The following is an 18,325-nucleotide window of genomic DNA, read 5'->3' as shown; positions in this document are numbered from 1 at the left end:
TAAATGTGGTTTTACCCTCTCAAACTTTGCCTTTGCCATGCTTGTCAGCCTCCCTAAAAAATTTAATAATTTGCCTAAATTGTTAATAAACGGACGTCTAAGACGCCGATGCTAAAAGCTTCTCGGCCACTTCGGGCGGCACTTCCTCGTAATGACTAAATTGCATTGTAAAGGTAGCTCGACCAGATGTCTTGTTCCTCAGCGCACTGGCATAGCCAAACATCTCCGCCAGCGGTACATAAGCCTTCACAACCTTAGCTCCTGATCGAGTGGTCATGTTTTCAATGCGACCTCTTCGTGATGACAGATCTCCAATCACATCGCCTAAATATTCTTCCGGAGTTACTACTTCTACCTCCATGATTGGTTCCATCAATACAGGATTAGCCTTTCTCATGGCCTCTTTAAAGGCCATGGAGGCAGCTATCTTAAAGGCCATCTCGGAGCTATCAACCTCATGAAAGCTTCCATCCACCAAAGAAACCTTGACTCCTATGACGGGGTACCCTCCTATAATGCCACTGGTAAGAGCTTCTTCTATTCCTTTTTGTATAGCTGGTATAAACTCTTTAGGTATAACGCCACCAACAATTTTATCCTCAAATTCGTAACCCGCATGTCCTGACATTGGTTCTATTTCGAGCACTACGTGGCCGTACTGACCTCGACCGCCAGACTGACGTATGAATTTGCCCTCTCCTGCCGCAGGTTTTTTGATCGCTTCACGATAGGCAACCTGAGGTTTGCCAACCCTCACGTCGACCCCAAACTCCCTTCTCAACCTCTCCACTATGACCTCCAAATGGAGTTCACCCATGCCAGAGATTATCGTCTGGCCAGTCTCGTGATCTATTGCAACCCTAAAAGTAGGGTCTTCTTCCGACATGGCAGCTAAACCCTTTGACAATTTGACTTGATCTGCCTTGCTCGCCGGTTCGATGGCTAGAGAAATCACGGGCTCCGGGATATTCATGCCCTCTAAAATTATGGGCTCTCTTTCGTCACATAGGGTATCGCCCGTTCGAGTGCTTTTTAAACCGGGTAGCGCTACGATCGTACCGGCTGGCGCGGACTCAATATCTTCGCGCTTGCTAGCATGAACCCTCAATATTCTACCGACACGCTCTCTTTTCTCAGTATTTGCGTTAAAGACCGTCATGCCAGTATGCAATGTCCCACAATATATTCTTGTATAAACCACTCTGCCCACAAAGGGATCCACCAGGACCTTGAAAGCCAAAGCTGAAAAGGGCCCCTTTGGATCAGTGTGGCGCACCACTTCCTCTCCAGTTTTTAGATCAACGCCCTTGACCGGAGGAATTTCTAAAGGAGATGGAAGGTAGTCAATGATAGCGTCAAGCAACAGTTGAATGCCCTTGTTTTTAAGGGCAGATCCACAAAGAAGTGGAACCAACTTTAGATCGATGGTCCCAAGGCGCAATGCTTTTCGAATCTTCTCTTCAGAAACCTCTTTTCCTTCGAGGTAGGCTTCCATAATTTTGTCATCTATTTCAGCCAAGGCCTCTATCAAATGTTCGCGCCATTTTTGAGCCTCAGCCAAATATGCTTGCGGTATCTCATCCAACTCCATGCGAGTGCCCAGTTCATCTGCATACTCAATGGCTCTCATCCCAACCAGGTCAATAATGCCCCTAAAGGCATCTTCCGCGCCCATGGGCAATTGAATGGGAACTGGATTTGCCCCCAATCGCTCATTTATTTGCCTCATGACATCAAAAAAGTTAGCGCCAACTCTATCCATTTTGTTTATAAAGGCAATCCTCGGCACCCTGTATTTATCAAGCTGACGCCATACAGTTTCTGACTGAGGTTCCACCCCGCCAACAGCGCAAAATACGGCAACTGCCCCGTCTAGCACTCTTAGGGAGCGTTCAACCTCCATCGTAAAGTCCACGTGCCCGGGTGTATCAATTAAGTTAATCATGTAATCTTTCCAATAGCATGTAGTAGCCGCTGAAGATATGGTAATACCCCGCTCACGCTCTTGCTCCATGAAATCCATGGTTGCAGCGCCTTCATGAACCTCGCCTATTTTGTGGATTTTACCAGTATAAAACAATATTCGCTCCGAAGTCGTCGTCTTGCCAGCATCAATATGAGCTGCTATGCCTATGTTTCGAATGCTTCGAATATCTATTCCTCCGTCGCTCATGCTTTACAAATCACCACCCTGCATGATACCTGTTTCCTACCATCTATAATGGGCAAATGCCCTGTTCGCTTCCGCCATTCTATGTGTGTCTTCTCGTTTCTTTATAGCTGTACCTTCTCCTTTGTAGGCATCGATAAATTCCCTGGCCAAACATTCGATCATGGGAATTCCCTTACGAGACCTGGCGCTCTTTATAATCCACCGTATTGCTAACGCCTGGGCCCGATAAGGTGCCACCTCGACCGGTACTTGATAAGTTGCTCCTCCGACACGTCTAGGCCTGACCTCAACTAGGGGTTTAACATTTTCCAGGGCCTTTTCGAACACTTCATCGGGGGCAACATTAAGCCTTTTTCCAGCTTGTTCCAAGGCCTCGTAAACAATGCGTTCAGCAACGCTCTTCTTGCCGTCGTACATTAGACAATGAATGAACTTAGCTATGGCCTCGCTCTTATATAACGGATCAGGATCAACTTTTCTTTTTGCCACATGCGCCTTTCGCGGCATGACATCAACCTCCTCGCTTGTTCTTGGCTATTTTGGCTTTCTCACGCCGTACTTAGATCTACTCTGACGGCGATTTTCCACGCCGCCACAATCAAGTGCCCCGCGTATTATATGATAACGGACGCCCGGCAAATCCTTGACGCGTCCCCCCCGAACTAATACCACTGAGTGTTCCTGCAAGTTATGGCCTATGCCTGGAATGTAGGCGGTCACTTCAATACCATTCGTCAATCTCACGCGAGCCACTTTCCTCAATGCAGAGTTCGGCTTCTTGGGAGTGACGGTATATACCCTCGTGCAAACGCCTCTTTTTTGAGGATTTCCCTGAAGCGCAGGAGCACCAGAACGTTTCTTCTTTCCCTTACGGCCTTGACGTATTAGCTGATTTATGGTAGCCACAAAAGTCCCCCCTTTAGCTTTATTGAGCTTCCTTTGTCTGTTTATCCTTTAACAAACCGGCTACAGCCGCTGGTCTTTCAATGACACAAGCCCTTCCCAATATCTTGGAATTATCAACCCATTCCACGGGTATTTCCCTAATCTCTGCTTCCTTTAATATGGGTTCGATGACCTTTCTTTCGGCGTCACGTGCAAAAAATATCTTCTTGATCTCAGATCTTAGTAATCTACGTAAAACACTTTTGGCTCCTACGACGCGATCGCTTTCAACAAGCTCATGTAAGGGCATGACAAACCTCCTCTTAACGACATGAGCACCGTGGAATAATATCAACGCTGGGACTTTATGTCAAGTGGGGTCTTCCTTGCAGATCGACCCCATGATCGAAACAGACCTTATCATGAACGATCCACGGACACAGGTTCGTACGAAATTTCTCCCTCGGCTTCCACTATTTCAAAGTTGCGATTTGCGGCTGCTCCAGTGCCAGCGGGAATCAGATGTCCAATTATGACGTTTTCCTTTAAACCTCTCAGATAATCTATTTCGCCACGAACGGCAGCAGAAGCTAAGGCCTGAGCCGTTTGCTGGAATGATGCCGCAGATAGGAAACTGTCAGTTGCAAGGGCAGCCTTGGTGATCCCCAATAACACCGGTTTCCATATTGGCTCTTGGCGAAGCTTTCTCACGAAGATAACCCTTTGAATTAACCTTTCGACTTGAGAAAGGGCCAATATGGGTCTTACAACAATCTTTGTAGGTTCAACCTCTATGATGCGCTCCAGGACTTGTTGATTTATCTCCGTTCCGGCAGAAACCACTATATTGCCCAAATTATCCTTCACCGGTTCCAGCAAAACTTTGCCATAGATCTTCTCTGTCATCACGCTATGCAGTATCTTTTGCCTCGAGTAAATCTCACCGTCTGCTTCAATAGCTGTTGTTTTGCCCTCGATTATTCCGCGAACTATGCTGCCATCGACAATGGGAGGAATGTCCTCAGGTTCGTTACCACTTGAATCGATGACCTTGCTCAGCGAGCGTCCCCAAATCTTGCTGATCAAATATTCCTGAATTGCGTCGGATAGATCTATGGTCTCGGGTGCCTTCCATATTTTGATTTCCTTGATCGATTTTTCCTTCAACCTCAGAGCTATATCCTTCGTTAAGAGTGCATCCTTATGTGCAATGACCTCCCCATCGCAAAGGACATCTTCAGCCAAATAAGTGACATCGCAGAGCGAGAAGAGTTTATCGGTATCCAAAACCTGCAAGGGCTTTCGCAAATCTTGGGTTATAAGCGCAAGCTGTTTGATGGTTAAGGGGGAGTTGGCCTCAATGCGCACTCTGTCGCCTACTTCGTAGGGTTCAAGGAGCTCTAATCCCTCAAGTTCGCGCCGGAAAAGCGACTCTCCAACTATGACACGAACTAGTTCCCCTTCGTCTTCTACGATCAATTCTGTAAGCGCTGTGCCGGGTTGAAGCAGAATTTTTATTGCCTGTTCATCGAGTACTTCCCCTTTATATTGCGCCGCATGCTCTAAAGATCCCTTGCCGATAACATCTCTCAAAATCTTGCCCTTTAACAAGGCAACTGATTCATCCAGGCAACGCTGATTGTGGCTCTGGATTTCTTGAATTTCCTTTTCCAGCTCATCTATCCATACTATTTCTCCAACCACGTAAGAAGTATCACCTTCATCGGCTATGCGCACCTTGTTCACCGGAGCTACCTTACGCAAGATAACTTCAATATGTTTGTTGTTTATAGAAACTCCCTGGGACTTGTAAACCTCTTGTATTCCATCGACCAAATATGTATGAACGGCCTCGATCCCCTTTACTTCCATCAGTTGTTGCGGATCGATATAGCCTTCCGTTAAAATCTGGCCCTTTTTGACGATATCTCCTTCTTCCACCAAAAGCAGCTGGGCCGATGGCACATTAAATGTGGTTTTCTCATCCCCGCTATCCGAATGTATAACTATCTTTCTCTTTCCTCCCATATCTCGGATTTCAACCACTGTACCGTCAATTTCAGAAAGTAGAGCTATCTTTTTGGGCTTTCTCACCTCAAACAACTGTTCGACGCGGGGTAAGCCCTGGGTGATATCCTCTCCCGTGATCCTCACTCCGCCGGTATGAAACGTCCTCATCGTAAGCTGAGTACCAGGCTCTCCTATCGATTGAGCAGCGACAATGCCCACGGATTCTCCTATGGCAACTGGCTTTCTCGTAGACAGGTCAAGGCCGTAACATCTCTGACATATCCCGTTGCGTAAGACACAAGTCATGGGACTTCTCACCCATATGCCTTCAATATTTGCTGCTTCTATCTTCTCAGCCCTGACTTGATCTATTATCTCGCCCGCTTTAACGAGTACCGTCCCTTCAAGCGGATGTCGCACATCTTCAAGCGCAGTCCTTCCGTATACCCTTTCGCTCAAAGGAATCACAACTTTGCCATCTTGAAGCAAGGGTGCTACAAATACGCCCTTATCGGTGCCGCAATCCTCTTCCAGGATGATCAAGTCTTGCGACACATCAACGAGACGTCTCGTCAAATATCCCGATTTGGCCGTCCTCAAAGCTGTATCGGCAAGCCCTTTTCTTGCCCCGTGGGTAGAAATGAAATATTCCAACATGTTTAGGCCTTCTCTAAAGTTCGACACAATGGGATAGTCAATGACTTTGCCCGATGGATCGGCCATAACCCCTCGAATGCCGGACAACTGCGACAGCTGGCTTTTACTGCCACGCGCTCCGGAATCCACCATCATCCGAAGGGGGTTTAGTTCATCCATGTGCTCCAATATGCAGTCTGCAATTCTTGCCGCTGCTTCAGTCCAAAGCAACTCTGTTTCCCTTAGATATTCATCCTCTGTCAAAATGCCCATACCGTATTGAGCATTCAGTTCGCTTTCCTTTTCCATGGCCTCCCTTACAATTTCTTCCTTCTCGGGAGGAGTGACGACGGAGTCTATATTCAAAGAAACGCCGCTTTTAGTAAACCATTTATAGCCCAAGAACTTGATGCCATCCAGCATTTTTACGAGATCTTCGTGTTCTACCTTATCAAAAGCCAGATCTAACATTGACCCTAAATCCTTCTTGGCTATTCGTCTGTTTATATATCTGAGCGATGGATGAAGCACGCTGTTAAACAAAACCCTTCCAGGAGAGGTTTCAATGAACTCTCCTTCCCACAGCATTTTGACCTTTGCATGGGGATGGACATTCCCGTGGTCAAGTGCTATAAGTACGTCTTCTATATCCTTAAAGGTCATGCCTTCTCCCTTTTGGCCTTCGACCATGGCTGTCAAATAGTATATTCCGAGCACTACGTCTTGTGTGGGCGTGACTATAGGACGCCCATGCGCCGGCGATAATAAATTGTGTCCTGCAAGCATCAATACTCTTGATTCAGCTTGGGATTCTAAGGATAAAGGAACGTGCACGGCCATTTGATCTCCGTCGAAATCAGCGTTGAATGCAGTACAGACTAAAGGATGTAGTCTAATGGCTTTGCCTTCCATGAGCAATGGTTCAAAGGCCTGGATTCCCAATCTATGAAGCGTGGGAGCACGATTTAGCATGACGGGATGATCTTTTATTATCTCTTCCAAGGCTTCCCAGATTTCATCTCTTCTGCGCTCTATTATGCGTTTTGCCCCTTTCACATTTGAAGCTATGCCCTTTTCTATCAACTTATGCATCACAAAGGGCCTGAACAACTCCAAGGCCATTTCCTTTGGCAATCCGCACTGGTACAGTTTTAACTCAGGCCCTATGACAATTACAGACCTTCCCGAGTAATCAACGCGCTTGCCAAGTAAATTTTGACGAAAACGACCTTTCTTCCCCCTTAGCAAATCTGTCAAACTTTTAAGGGGACGATTGCCCGCTCCTAGGACAGCTTTGCCAACTCGGCCGTTATCTATCAGGGCATCAACTGCCTCTTGCAGCATCCTCTTTTCGTTCCTTATTATCATCTCGGGCGCACGAAGTTCCTGCAATCTCTTTAACCGATTGTTTCGATTTATAACACGCCTGTAAAGGTCGTTTAAATCAGATGTAGCAAACCTTCCTCCATCCAACTGTACCATCGGTCGCAAATCAGGAGGAATTACGGGCAAGACGCTTAATATCATCCATTCGGGCTTACTATCACCCTTCCTAAAATCCTCGACAACCTGCAGGCGCTTTATCAGCCTGCGCTTCTTTTGACCCGTCGAATTTGCGGTTTCTTCTCTCAATGATGCAGCCAATTCATCTATATCTATTATCTTTAACAACTCTAAAATGCTTTCAGCTCCGATGCCAGCCGCAAAGTCCTTATCGTAAGCCTTACATAACTTTTGTTCCCTTTCTATTATGATGTCGCACTGTTCGAAAGGAGAATCGCTGCCATCGATCACTATATACGATGGATCTTCGACGACCACAGTTTCCTGCTGAGAAGCAAACCTTTCAGGATAATTTTTCATATATAGCTGCAGCTCCGACGCTGAAACTATGTCATCTTTCGAGAAGGGAAGGCGAACTGTAGCGATTACCAAAAAGGCTTCCTGATTCTTGATGGCCAACCTCTCAAATTCGACTTTTATGCCTTGCTTTTTAAGTCGTTCGATATCACTCTGGCTTGCTACGTCCCCTACCTTCAAGGTTGCACCCTCTTCGATCTCGGTTATAGTGTAAGCCGGCTCAACCTTAAAGAGGTCATCTCCATACTCCGTCCGATAACGAGATACTTGCTGAGCCGAGAGCACATCCCCATCCTTCAAGGGTAGATCATCAATGCTGGTAATGCGATAAGCCTCTTCTGCCTTAAACTTTGGATCATAATGCCTATGTATGCGCTCTTCACAGGCAGGGATAAGATCGCCCTTTTTGGCCAAATCAGGTCTTTTGCCCTCCATGACGACCTTGTATAAAAGCTCTCTTCTCCTCATGGGCGCAAAGTAAATTACTCTCTCCAAATCTTTGGCTGTCGTCCCCAAAAACAAGTTAAGCCTGCTCGGAATGCCGCGCAGATACCAAATGTGAACAACGGGACATGCCAGTTCTATATGACCCATCCGTTCCCGCCTTACCTTGCTATCGGTTACCTCCACACCACAGCGATCGCAGATTATGCCTTTAAACCTTGGCCCGTTGCGTTTGTATTTTCCACATGCACACTCATAACTCCTCACAGGACCGAATATACGCTCACAGAATAGCCCATCTTTTTCAGGCCTAAGGGTCCTATAATTTATCGTCTCCGGCCTTTTCACTTCGCCGCTTGACAGCTCTCTTATCCTTTCCGGACTCGCCAATCTAATTCGAACGCCAACAATCTCACACTTATCCATTTATGCATCATCCCCCTCAGGGTCAACCTCTTCCTCGCTTGGATTTCCAAAGATCCTGGCTTCCAATTTTACTTTCGCTTCTTCTTTCGCCTGTACTTCGACCGGTTTTTTCTCCGGCTCCTTCGTCGGATGTTTTTCTTCCTCCTCGGCATACTCTATGCTTTCGCCATCATATAGCACTTGCACGTCCAGCCCCAATCCCTGAAGTTCTTTTATCAACACTCGGAAACTTTCCGGTACGCCAGGTGTGCCTATATTTTGACCTTTAACGATGTTTTCAAAGGTCTTAAGCCGCCCTTGCACGTCATCGGACTTGATTGTCAACATCTCCTGTAAGGTATGGGCTGCTCCGTATCCTTCTAAAGCCCATACTTCCATCTCCCCAAAGCGCTGCCCACCAAACTGGGACTTACCTCCCAAAGGTTGCTGCGTGATCAAGCTGTAGGGACCAACGGATCGTGCGTGAATCTTGTCATCTACGAGATGAATAAGCTTAAGCATGTACATATATCCCACGGTTACCTTATTTTCGAAGGGTTCGCCAGTCCTACCATCGTAAAGGACAATGCTTCCGTCTCTCGTAAGATCGGGGAATTTGCGATCTCGAATTTCTTCAATATACTCACATATCTCTTCCACCGAAGCGCCTTCAAAAACCGGAGTAGCAACGTTCCATCCATTGTAATAGGCCACGAGTCCCAGCACAGTCTCGAGCACTTGCCCCAGATTCATACGACTTGGCACGCCCAGGGGATTTAAGACTACATCAACTGGAGTGCCGTCCGACAAATAAGGCATATCTTCGACTGGCAAGATGCGAGAAATCACGCCTTTGTTACCGTGACGCCCGGCCATCTTGTCCCCTACGGTTATTTTCCTGAGCTGGGCCAAAAAAACTTTAACAACTTCGTTGACGCCTGGGGGAAGATCATCTCCATATTCTTCTCGGGAAAGCCTTTTTACGGCAACCACCTTACCACCCTCACCGTGAGGTACACGCAAAGAAGTATCTCTAACCTCGCGCGCCTTCTCTCCAAATATGGCCCTCAGCAACTTTTCCTCAGGTGTTTGGTCCGTTTCTCCCTTTGGAGAAACTTTGCCAACCAGTATGTCTCCCGCCCTTACCTCGGCTCCTACTCGAATGATCCCTCTTTCATCCAGATTTTTCAGTTGATCTTCACCAACATTAGGTATGTCTCTAGTGATCTCCTCGGGCCCTAACTTCGTATCCCTTGCATCTAATTCATACTCCTCTACGTGAATAGAGGTGTATATATCTTCTTTTACGAGCCTCTCGCTCAAGAGAATAGCATCCTCGAAGTTGTAACCTTCCCACCCCATAAAGGCGACCAATACATTTCTTCCAAGTGCTAACTCACCCTGATCAACAGCCTGTCCGTCTGCAAGGAAATCACCGGTCTCAACTACATCTCCTTTTCTAACAACAGGACATTGATGTATAACTGTGCCTTGATTTGATCTCCTAAACTTGATCAAGGTATATGTATCGATTTCTCCGTCATCGGCAGTAACCTGGATTTTATTGGCGTCCACGTATGTAACGGTACCTGCCTTTTTTGCCAAGATACAAGAACCCGAATCCCTTGCTACCTTTTCCTCTATGCCAGTCCCAACCAAGGGGGCCTCGCTTTGTATCAGAGGAACGGCTTGTCGTTGCATATTGGATCCCATCAATGCCCTGTTAGCATCATCGTGCTCCAAAAAGGGAATCAAAGCTGCCGATACCGATACTATCTGCTTTGGCGTCACGTCGATATAGTTGACTTGTTCAGGAGGCACTATAACTATGGAGCCACGATGTCTGACGTGTACGTCTTCTTGATTAATTCGACCATTCTCATCGAGTGGAATGTTTGCTCTTGCCACGAAAGCCTCGTCTTCTTCGTCGGCCGGTAAATACACAATCTCGTCAGTGACATAGCTGTCCCTAACGACTCGTTTAGGCGACATTAAAAATCCGTATTCATTCACCTTAGCGTAGTTGGCCAATGAGGTAACCAATCCGATATTTGGACCTTCCGGCGTTTCTATCGGACATATCCTGCCATAATGAGAGGGGTGTACATCCCTGGCCTCAAACCCAGCCCTCTCTCTTGTTAAGCCACCAGGTCCCATGGCTGACAATCTGCGTCTATGAGTTACATCGGCCAAAGGATTAGTTTGATCCATAAATTGAGATAACTGACTCGAACCGAAAAATTCCCTTATAGCCGCTGAAATTGGACGTATGTTTATAAGGTCATGTGCAGTAGCGGCAGAAAGATCCGGTGTGGTCGTCATCCGGTCCTTTGCTATTCGTTCCATCCTCAGCAATCCGATGCGGATCTGATTTTGAAGAAGTTCGCCGACTGAACGCACGCGCCTATTGGCCAAATGGTCTATGTCGTCCTCTCGCTCTATTCCATCTCTCAAGTTAAGTATTCCCTTAGTTATCGTTATTAAATCCTCGATTGTGAGCAATCGAACCTCTTCGGAGATATTAAGTCCTAATCTTCGATTTAGCTTATATCTTCCAACTCGACCAAGGTTATAACGCCTCGTATCGAAGAAAAGTGAGTTAACGTACTCCTTTGCGTTTTCTACCCTTAGAGGTTCGTTGGGACGCATGCGCTTAAAAATCTCCAACATCGCTTCTTCCGAAGAGTCAGTCCCGTCACGTTCAAGCGTAGCGGGAAAAACAGGATCTACATTCCACAGCCTCACCTTCGTACGGCCGCTATCCCACAATTTTTCCACGTGTTCTTTAGTAAGGCGATCATTTTTAGGTATGATGACATGTCCTGCGTCATCTATGATATCCTCCGCTATCAGACGTCCTCTAACATCTTCCTCGACGAGGTCGAATTCCTCTTCAACACCGCCAAATGTTCTCAGCAACTCTGTGTTGTCCTTAAGGCCAAAGGCCTTCAGCAATACGGTTGCTGGCACCTTGCGGCGATTGTCTATATTCACGGACAAGACGTCACCTGGAGTAAGATCAAATTCGAGCCAAGCGCCTCTATCGGGAATTATTTTAGCTTTACACACTTCCTGTCCCGGTGAACCCGATTCGATGCTAAAATACACACCAGCGGAACGAGCAAGCTGATTCACGACAACCCTTTCCGTTCCGTTAATTATGAAACTTCCCCTATCCGTCATGACAGGGAAATCTCCGAGGAAAATTTCTTCTTCTTTTATCTCACCTGTATTGCGATTTACAAGCTGAACAGTGGCACGTAACGGCATCGACCATGTCAGGTCCTTTTGCCTGGCCTCCTCTTCAGTCAAAGTGGGTGGGTCGATGTAGTAGCGCACGAACTCTATGACAAAGGATCCGTCATAACTTTCTATCGGGAAAATCTCCTCGAGCAATTCCTGAAGCCCCTGGGATTTCCTGTAATCTGGAGGAACATCCGGTTGCAAGAACCAACTATATGATTCATGTTGCAACTCGACTAAATAAGGTAGAGCAACTAGCTCCTTTGAAGGGCCAAAGGTTAACCTTTTGCGTTTTCTCCCCATTTTTACAAACTCCGGCATGGGAGCAACGACCTCCCTATATTATATGTTTTTGATGGGTTAAAAGGGAATAACTGCTTATAATGCAAGCGAAAATGATAACAGATGCCAAAGACTCTGTCAATATCACAAAATGACCTTTTCCATAATTTGAGGTAATTATGGATATTCTACGTTTCTGAAGGGATTTATGTATATAATTTAGACATGTAATGGTGGGCAGGGGGGGATTTGAACCCCCACAGGCATCACGCCCACTGGCTCCTGAGGCCAGCGCGTCTACCTTTCCGCCACCTACCCTCATTTCAACCACGTTCTAAGCAATTAGTCATTATACTATGTTTCATAACCTCTCGTCAAACTCAGCCCAAGGACGCTCTGTAAAGTCGATCCCTAATGGCTAAACCCAGTCCCTCCTTCTTTGGATAATCAGCAACGATTACTTCTACTCCCCTCTTTTCAAGGTATCTTAAAGCCATAAACAGCCCCCGAGCATAATGTTCGAGAGATTCAAATAAGATGACATCATCGCCCACGCTTGAAGGCGGTTTCCTTATGCCCAAATAACCAATCTTTTTGACTTCAAGCTCGGGCCAATCCTCGCCTTCCTTCCACAACAAAACCTTACAACTCGGTGCATAATGTCTGTAGCGGGTGCCAGGTGACCTCCTTTTTTCGTCTGTTCTTTCGTTTCGATTTAAGCCCTCAGGCAGTATTACCCTTTCGCCAAAACTCTCCAAGGCCTCAACGGGCAGTCCTCCCGGCCTTAAAAGCACCACCCTTTCTCCCGTAACATCGATGACTGTGGACTCGACGCCAACATCGGTTGGACCGCTGTCCAGTATGACATCTATCTTATCTCCCAGATCATCGTAGACTGCCTCAGCGTTTGTGGGACTGGGCCTTCCGCTAGTGTTTGCGCTAGGGGCGGCTATGGGTATACCTGATTTTTCTATTAACGCAAGCGCCACCGGATGAGAAGGCATCCTTATAGCAACCGTGTCAAGCCCTCCGCTTGTAATCTTTGGAACTATCTCTTTTGACTTCATGACCAACGTCAATGGGCCAGGCCAAAATGCCTTCATTAAGTTTAAGGCCCTTTGACTACAGTAAGCGATCCTTTGTGCTGCCTCCAGACTTGCTACATGCACGATCAAGGGATTGTCCTGAGGCCTTCCTTTAGCGAGAAAAATTTTTCTCACAGCCTCTTCATCTAAAGCATTTGCTCCAAGGCCATATACGGTCTCAGTGGGAAAAGCCACTAAACCTCTTTCTCTGATCTTTTCTGCGGCGAGCTTTATCACCTCAACGTCGGGATTCCATTTATCTACTTTATGCACGGTAGCTCTTTTCAATCAGTTTCATCTCCAAATACTTTTTTGCAAACTTCCAAGAGTTGGGGAAAATTGCCTTCAATAATGGCATTCCTGGATTTACGCGCAAGCTCTAACATAAAATGAAGATTGTGCCAGGTACATAACCTTGAGGCCAAGATCTCCCCTGCTTTGTGGAGATGACGAATGTAAGCTCGGCTAAAATTTTTGCATACGTAACAGTTGCACTCCGAATCTAAAGGGGAAAAATCTTCCCGAAGTTCAAGCCTTCGAACGTTTAAATTGCCCTTAGACGTCAAAACGGAGCCATTTCTCGCATTTCGCGTCGGTAGGACGCAGTCAAACATGTCCATACCCCTAGCAATCCCTTCCGTCATGTCAAGAGGATGGCCAACGCCCATCAAGTACCGAGGCTTATTCTTGGGCAATACTTGATCCATTAGCTCCAAGGTAGCATACATCAACTCCCTGGGCTCGCCTACGGCCAATCCGCCTATCCCATAACCAGGAAAATCCATGTCAACCAGGGCATCACTGCAATATTTGCGCAAACTAGGAAACACCGACCCCTGCACTATGCCAAACAAGGCTTGATCCTTCCTGGAATGGGCCTGCTTGCATAACTTTGCCCATTTTATGGTCCTAAAAGTCGCCCCTTTAGCTTCATCTTCGGTTATAGGATAGGAAGTGCATTCATCAAAACACATGGCTATATCACCGCCAAGCGATTCTTCTATTGACATGACTAATGCGGGGGATAAAAAGTGCCGGCTGCCATCCAGGTGAGACTGAAACTCAACACCTTCATCATTTACTTTGTTGAGAGAAGCCAGAGAAAAAACCTGAAAACCTCCGCTGTCAGTCAAAACGGCCCTATCCCACCTCATAAACCCGTGCAAACCTCCGGCTTTCTCAATGACATCGATACCAGGGCGCAAATATAGGTGATAAGCGTTGCACAAGATGATCCGAGCTCCTAACATCTCCAGTTCAAATGGCGCCATGGCCTTGACGGTGGCCTGAGTGCCAACAGGCATGAAACAAGGCGTCTCTATGATTCCGTGAGGAGTTAAAAGCCTTCCAGCTCTTGCTCCTGTATGAGGACATTCCGCAACAATCTCGTAATCAAAAAAATCGTAGTTTCTCATAAATTACCATCCTAAAAGACTGATCGAATTTTCCATTACAACTTTTGTTAACTCATCAAAAGGCATGCCCCGCAATGAAGCTATGGTCTCATAAACATAACTCACGTTGGCCGGTTCATTTACCTTTCCCCGCGAATTTTCAGGCGAAAGATAAGGAGAATCAGTTTCACAAAGTACCCTGTCCAAGGGAATGGACGCGGACACTTCTCTTAAGATTTCATTTTTCTTATACGTGATATTACATGCAAAGGAGATATAAAATCCCATATCGATTGCCCTCATTGCATGATCTTTGTTCCCCTGAAAGCAATGCAAAATCCCGCCCACTTCATGGGCGCCTTCCGACTTTAGGATAGCTAACGCCTCATCGTAAGCATCCCTTATATGACATATCAGCGGTTTTTTCAAGCTTTTGGCCCACTCTATGTGCTTTGCAAAGATATCCCGCTGGGCACTGGCAGGGGAGAGGTTGCGATAATAATCCAATCCCGTCTCCCCTATGGCGATGACATGTTCGTTTTCACCCAAAGAAATGAGTTCTTCAGGTATTACTCCATTTAACTCTTTAGCGTCATGTGGATGAACGCCAACAGCAGCGAATGTCCTTATCGAAGATATCTCCTTTGCCAGCGATAGGGCCTCAAAGCTTGAGGCCTCGTCAGCTCCAACTATCAACAAGCGACTTAAACCTCTGTCAACTGCTCTTGACAGAACATCATCGAGTCTTGACTTTAATGCTGGCATGTATATATGACAATGAGTATCAACTAGGGACACAACCGTTACAACTCCCTTAAATTAATATAGGCTCAATGCACGCGGCTTCCCAAGGGTATGTCTTCGTTGTCCACAGTAAGGAGCGCTAGTTGGGATCCGTCCGGAGACTCCGCGGCCAAAAGCATTCCATTGCTTACAACTCCTCGAAGCTTAGCGGGCTTCAAGTTGCATATCACCACAATTTTTTTGCCTACAAGGTCCTCTGGGGAATAAAATTCCTTTATACCTGCAACTATCATTCTTCGCTCATATCCAAGATCAATCGACAGCTTATAAAGTTTATCGGCTCCGGGGATGTGATCAACGGCAACGATCTTTGCCACTCTAAGTTCAACTTTTTTGAAATCATCGATCGATATCTCGTCTTCGTGTTCTCCGGGATCTGGTTGTAAGCCTTTTTTGGAATCTCTTTCCGCTTTTTCAACAGCCCATTTTTTAAAATCGATACGAGGAAAAAGGACATCCTTTTTTTTACTGATGGCCGTCCCCGCCGGGAAGGGCCTATCCATCGTTTCAAAGCTATCCATAGAAAGTTTATCCTTTAGGCCGAGCTGTTCCCATATCTCAAACGATTTTTCAGGCATAAAGGGAGCAACAAGAAGGGCAATGTTTTTTAAAGCTTCGCATAAGTTGTACAACACGTTGCTCAAACGATCCTTTTCGCCTTCCTCCCCCAATTTCCAAGGCATGGTTATGTCTATATATTTATTGGCCAAACCAATGTAAGCCCATATCTCCCTTAAAGCCTCATCATAGGCAAAACGAGACATGTAGCTGTCAAATTTTTGCATCAGTCTTTTAACTACTTCTTTTCCTATCTCAGCATCTTCCTTGGTGGGCTCAAGCATGGGTTCTGGCACAATTCCGCCAAAATATTTTACAACCATCTGTAACGTTCTAGATAGCAAATTTCCTAGATCGTTCGCCAAATCGAAATTGATCCTCTGCACCAACGCCTTTTCCGAAAAGTCTCCGTCCAAACCGAAGGACACCTCCCTCAGCAGGAAGTAGCGAAAGGGATCGACGCCGTAAATCTCGATAATCTCAAAGGGATCCACGACGTTGCCTTTCGATTTGGACATCTTTTCTCCTTCAACGGTCCACCATCCGTGAGCGAAGACCTGTTTAGGAGGATTAACCCCAAGCGCCAGAAGCATAGCAGGCCATACCACGCTATGAAAACGAAGTATATCCTTGCCAACCAAGTGATGCACTACGGGCCAATATTTCCTCCACCTTTGTTCGTCCTCAGGATATCCGCAGACAGTCAGGTAATTTATAAGGGCATCAAACCAAACGTACACTACGTGAGCATCATCGCCTGGTATTGGTATGCCCCACTTCAAAGTTGTCCTAGATACGGACTGGTCTTTTAGCCCCATCCTTATGAAGCTAACTATCTCATTGTAGCGAGATTCAGGTAAGATCGCCGTTGGATTATTCTCGTAAAACTCAAGAAGCGGCTGTTCGTACTTGGACATGCGAAAGAAGTAGCTTTCTTCGGTCATCTTTTCCAAAGGCCTCTTGCAATCAGGGCAGATCATGTCTTCGCCCAATTGACTTTTCGATACATAGGTTTCGCAGGGAATACAATACCAACCTTCGTATGTTCCCTTGTAGATATCGCCTTGGTCCATAAGTTTTTTAAAAATATATTGCACTACTTCGATGTGTCTTGGTTCAGTAGTCCTTATGAAGTCGTCATAAGAAATGTTTAGTTTCTCCCATAAGTTTTTGAAATTTTGGACGGTCCTGTCGGCCAACTGCTGAGGTGTCACGCCTTCTTTTTGGGCTGCCTGCTGAACCTTTTGACCATGTTCGTCAGTGCCGGTCGAAAAAAGGACGTCAATGCCGTGCATCCTCTTATACCTGGCCATCACATCGGCGGCCACCGTAGTGTAAGCATGACCAATATGAGGAACGTCGTTCACGTAATAAATGGGAGTTGTGATGTAAAAGCAACTTTCACGATTCATCTTTTTCCTCCTCCAATCTTTCTAATCTTTCTTGATCCAAGACGAATTTTCTGACTAGATTTTTCTTTATACCATAGCTTTCGGATAGCGTTTTTGCAACATCTTTTAGGGGCATACCACAATTTCGCAAATGGGTGGCCACTTTTTGCCAAGAGTCGTCCTCTTCTTTTTGAGATACATCTTGGGACCCATCCACCACAAGTGTCAGCTCTCCTTTTATTCCTTCAGCTTCTTTTAAGAGTTCGGACAGCAAGTTGCGGCGGCACTCCTGATGCAATTTGGATATCTCCCTGATCAAGGCAGCTTGCCTGTCGCCCCACACTCCGAGGATATCCGACAAATCGCGCTTTAATTTATGGGGGGCAACATAAAAAATTGAAGTAAAGGCAAGTTTTTTTAAAGAAGCTAAAAATTTTCTCCTTGGACCCCTTTTATCCGGAAGAAAGCCCAGAAAAAAGAAACGATCCATTGGAAGACCTGACATGATAAGGGCGGGCAAAATGGCAGAGGGCCCAGGCAGTGCGTCAACTTCAAACCCTGCCTTTATCGCCTCTGATACCAAAATGTACCCCGGATCAGATATGCAGGGGGTACCCGCATCAGAGGTCAAAGCTACCTTTAAGCCTTTGCTCAACATATCTAGGACTTCTTTCGTACGATTTCTTTCGTTATGTTCGTGATAAGAAAGCATTTTGACCTTAATATCGTAATAGTTAAGGAGCTTCATGGTACGTCTAGTATCTTCACAAAGTAAAACATCTGCAGTTTTTATCGTATCAAGTGCCCTAAAAGTTATATCTTTTAAATTGCCGATGGGCGTGGGTACGACAAAAAGAGGCACCGTCATTCACCTATTTTGTAAGCCGAAAGAAGTTCGGGCGTGTAATTTCCTGATTCATCACAGATATATACAGGTGGTTCTATGCAAGCTCCCCTGCCAGTATTTCTTCTGGCCTCAACCAAGACTACCGAGGCCTCCCTTCCCGGCTTAGGGTACACGACTTTAAGTCTTTTAAGCGGCATCCGATTCTTTTCAAGAAAGTAGCAAAGCTCTGAGATGCGCTTTGCCCTCAATATAAGATAAAGTCTCCCCTTGTCCTTTAACAAGTAAAATGACGCCTTTATTACATCTTC

The 18,325-nt window shown here is 46.1% G+C and carries 11 protein-coding genes, 1 tRNA gene and 1 pseudogene; all 13 read right to left on the bottom strand.

Annotation, left to right across the window (positions count from 1 at the left end; translation table 11 throughout):
* Positions 1 to 97: 97 nt before the first annotated feature.
* Complete coding sequence (fusA, locus tag Q7P41_RS07505; protein WP_303883216.1) at positions 98 to 2,173, bottom strand: elongation factor G; 2,076 nt, start codon at positions 2,171 to 2,173, stop codon at positions 98 to 100.
* A gap of 36 nt (positions 2,174 to 2,209) precedes the next feature.
* Positions 2,210 to 2,680 (bottom strand): 30S ribosomal protein S7, encoded by a 471-nt coding sequence (gene rpsG, locus Q7P41_RS07500; protein WP_303883215.1) that lies wholly within the window; start codon positions 2,678 to 2,680, stop codon positions 2,210 to 2,212.
* 27 nt (positions 2,681 to 2,707) lie between these two features.
* The gene (rpsL, locus tag Q7P41_RS07495; protein ID WP_303881384.1) at positions 2,708 to 3,079 is read right to left on the bottom strand and encodes a 30S ribosomal protein S12; all 372 of its coding nucleotides are present in this window, start codon (positions 3,077 to 3,079) and stop codon (positions 2,708 to 2,710) included.
* A 19-nt stretch (positions 3,080 to 3,098) separates the two neighbouring features.
* On the bottom strand, positions 3,099 to 3,368 hold the full coding sequence (locus tag Q7P41_RS07490; RefSeq protein ID WP_303883214.1) for a ribosomal L7Ae/L30e/S12e/Gadd45 family protein: 270 nt from the start codon (positions 3,366 to 3,368) through the stop codon (positions 3,099 to 3,101).
* A 110-nt stretch (positions 3,369 to 3,478) separates the two neighbouring features.
* Entirely contained in the window at positions 3,479 to 8,434 is a 4,956-nt protein-coding gene (gene rpoC / locus Q7P41_RS07485; protein WP_303883213.1) for a DNA-directed RNA polymerase subunit beta', read from the bottom strand.
* Entirely contained in the window at positions 8,435 to 11,977 is a 3,543-nt protein-coding gene (gene rpoB, locus Q7P41_RS07480) for a DNA-directed RNA polymerase subunit beta (RefSeq protein WP_303883212.1), read from the bottom strand.
* A 192-nt stretch (positions 11,978 to 12,169) separates the two neighbouring features.
* Positions 12,170 to 12,256, bottom strand: a tRNA-Leu gene (locus tag Q7P41_RS07475).
* Between the two features lie 62 nt (positions 12,257 to 12,318).
* Positions 12,319 to 13,311 (bottom strand): L-threonylcarbamoyladenylate synthase, encoded by a 993-nt coding sequence (locus Q7P41_RS07470; protein WP_303883211.1) that lies wholly within the window; start codon positions 13,309 to 13,311, stop codon positions 12,319 to 12,321.
* On the bottom strand, positions 13,308 to 14,438 hold the full coding sequence (gene tgt / locus Q7P41_RS07465) for a tRNA guanosine(34) transglycosylase Tgt (RefSeq protein ID WP_303883210.1): 1,131 nt from the start codon (positions 14,436 to 14,438) through the stop codon (positions 13,308 to 13,310). Before tgt ends, Q7P41_RS07470 begins: the two co-directional genes overlap by 4 nt.
* 3 nt (positions 14,439 to 14,441) lie before the next feature.
* On the bottom strand, positions 14,442 to 15,215 hold the full coding sequence (locus Q7P41_RS07460; protein WP_303883209.1) for a TatD family hydrolase: 774 nt from the start codon (positions 15,213 to 15,215) through the stop codon (positions 14,442 to 14,444).
* 32 nt (positions 15,216 to 15,247) lie between these two features.
* Complete coding sequence (gene metG, locus Q7P41_RS07455; protein ID WP_303883208.1) at positions 15,248 to 17,191, bottom strand: methionine--tRNA ligase; 1,944 nt, start codon at positions 17,189 to 17,191, stop codon at positions 15,248 to 15,250.
* Positions 17,181 to 18,038, bottom strand: a complete 858-nt coding sequence (rsmI, locus tag Q7P41_RS07450; protein ID WP_303883207.1) for a 16S rRNA (cytidine(1402)-2'-O)-methyltransferase — start codon at positions 18,036 to 18,038, stop codon at positions 17,181 to 17,183. The genes metG and rsmI overlap by 11 nt, the downstream gene beginning before the upstream one ends.
* Positions 18,035 to 18,325 (bottom strand): annotated as a pseudogene (locus tag Q7P41_RS07445) (methyltransferase); the annotation flags it as partial. The pseudogene Q7P41_RS07445 and the gene rsmI, both read right to left, overlap by 4 nt.

Source organism: Acetomicrobium mobile, assembly GCF_937920065.1.
This window is presented reverse-complemented; position numbering and strand designations above follow the sequence as displayed.

Bases quoted from the DNA above. Each gene is read 5' to 3' on its own strand.
- Q7P41_RS07490 (WP_303883214.1), bottom strand. From the start codon at position 3,368: ATGCCCTTACATGAGCTTGTTGAAAGCGATCGCGTCGTAGGAGCCAAA.
- metG (WP_303883208.1), bottom strand. From the start codon at position 17,191: ATGAATCGTGAAAGTTGCTTTTACATCACAACTCCCATTTATTACGTG.
- rsmI (WP_303883207.1), bottom strand. From the start codon at position 18,038: ATGACGGTGCCTCTTTTTGTCGTACCCACGCCCATCGGCAATTTAAAA.
- rpsG (WP_303883215.1), bottom strand. From the start codon at position 2,680: ATGCCGCGAAAGGCGCATGTGGCAAAAAGAAAAGTTGATCCTGATCCG.
- fusA (WP_303883216.1), bottom strand. From the start codon at position 2,173: ATGAGCGACGGAGGAATAGATATTCGAAGCATTCGAAACATAGGCATA.
- tgt (WP_303883210.1), bottom strand. From the start codon at position 14,438: ATGAGAAACTACGATTTTTTTGATTACGAGATTGTTGCGGAATGTCCT.
- rpoB (WP_303883212.1), bottom strand. From the start codon at position 11,977: ATGCCGGAGTTTGTAAAAATGGGGAGAAAACGCAAAAGGTTAACCTTT.
- rpoC (WP_303883213.1), bottom strand. From the start codon at position 8,434: ATGGATAAGTGTGAGATTGTTGGCGTTCGAATTAGATTGGCGAGTCCG.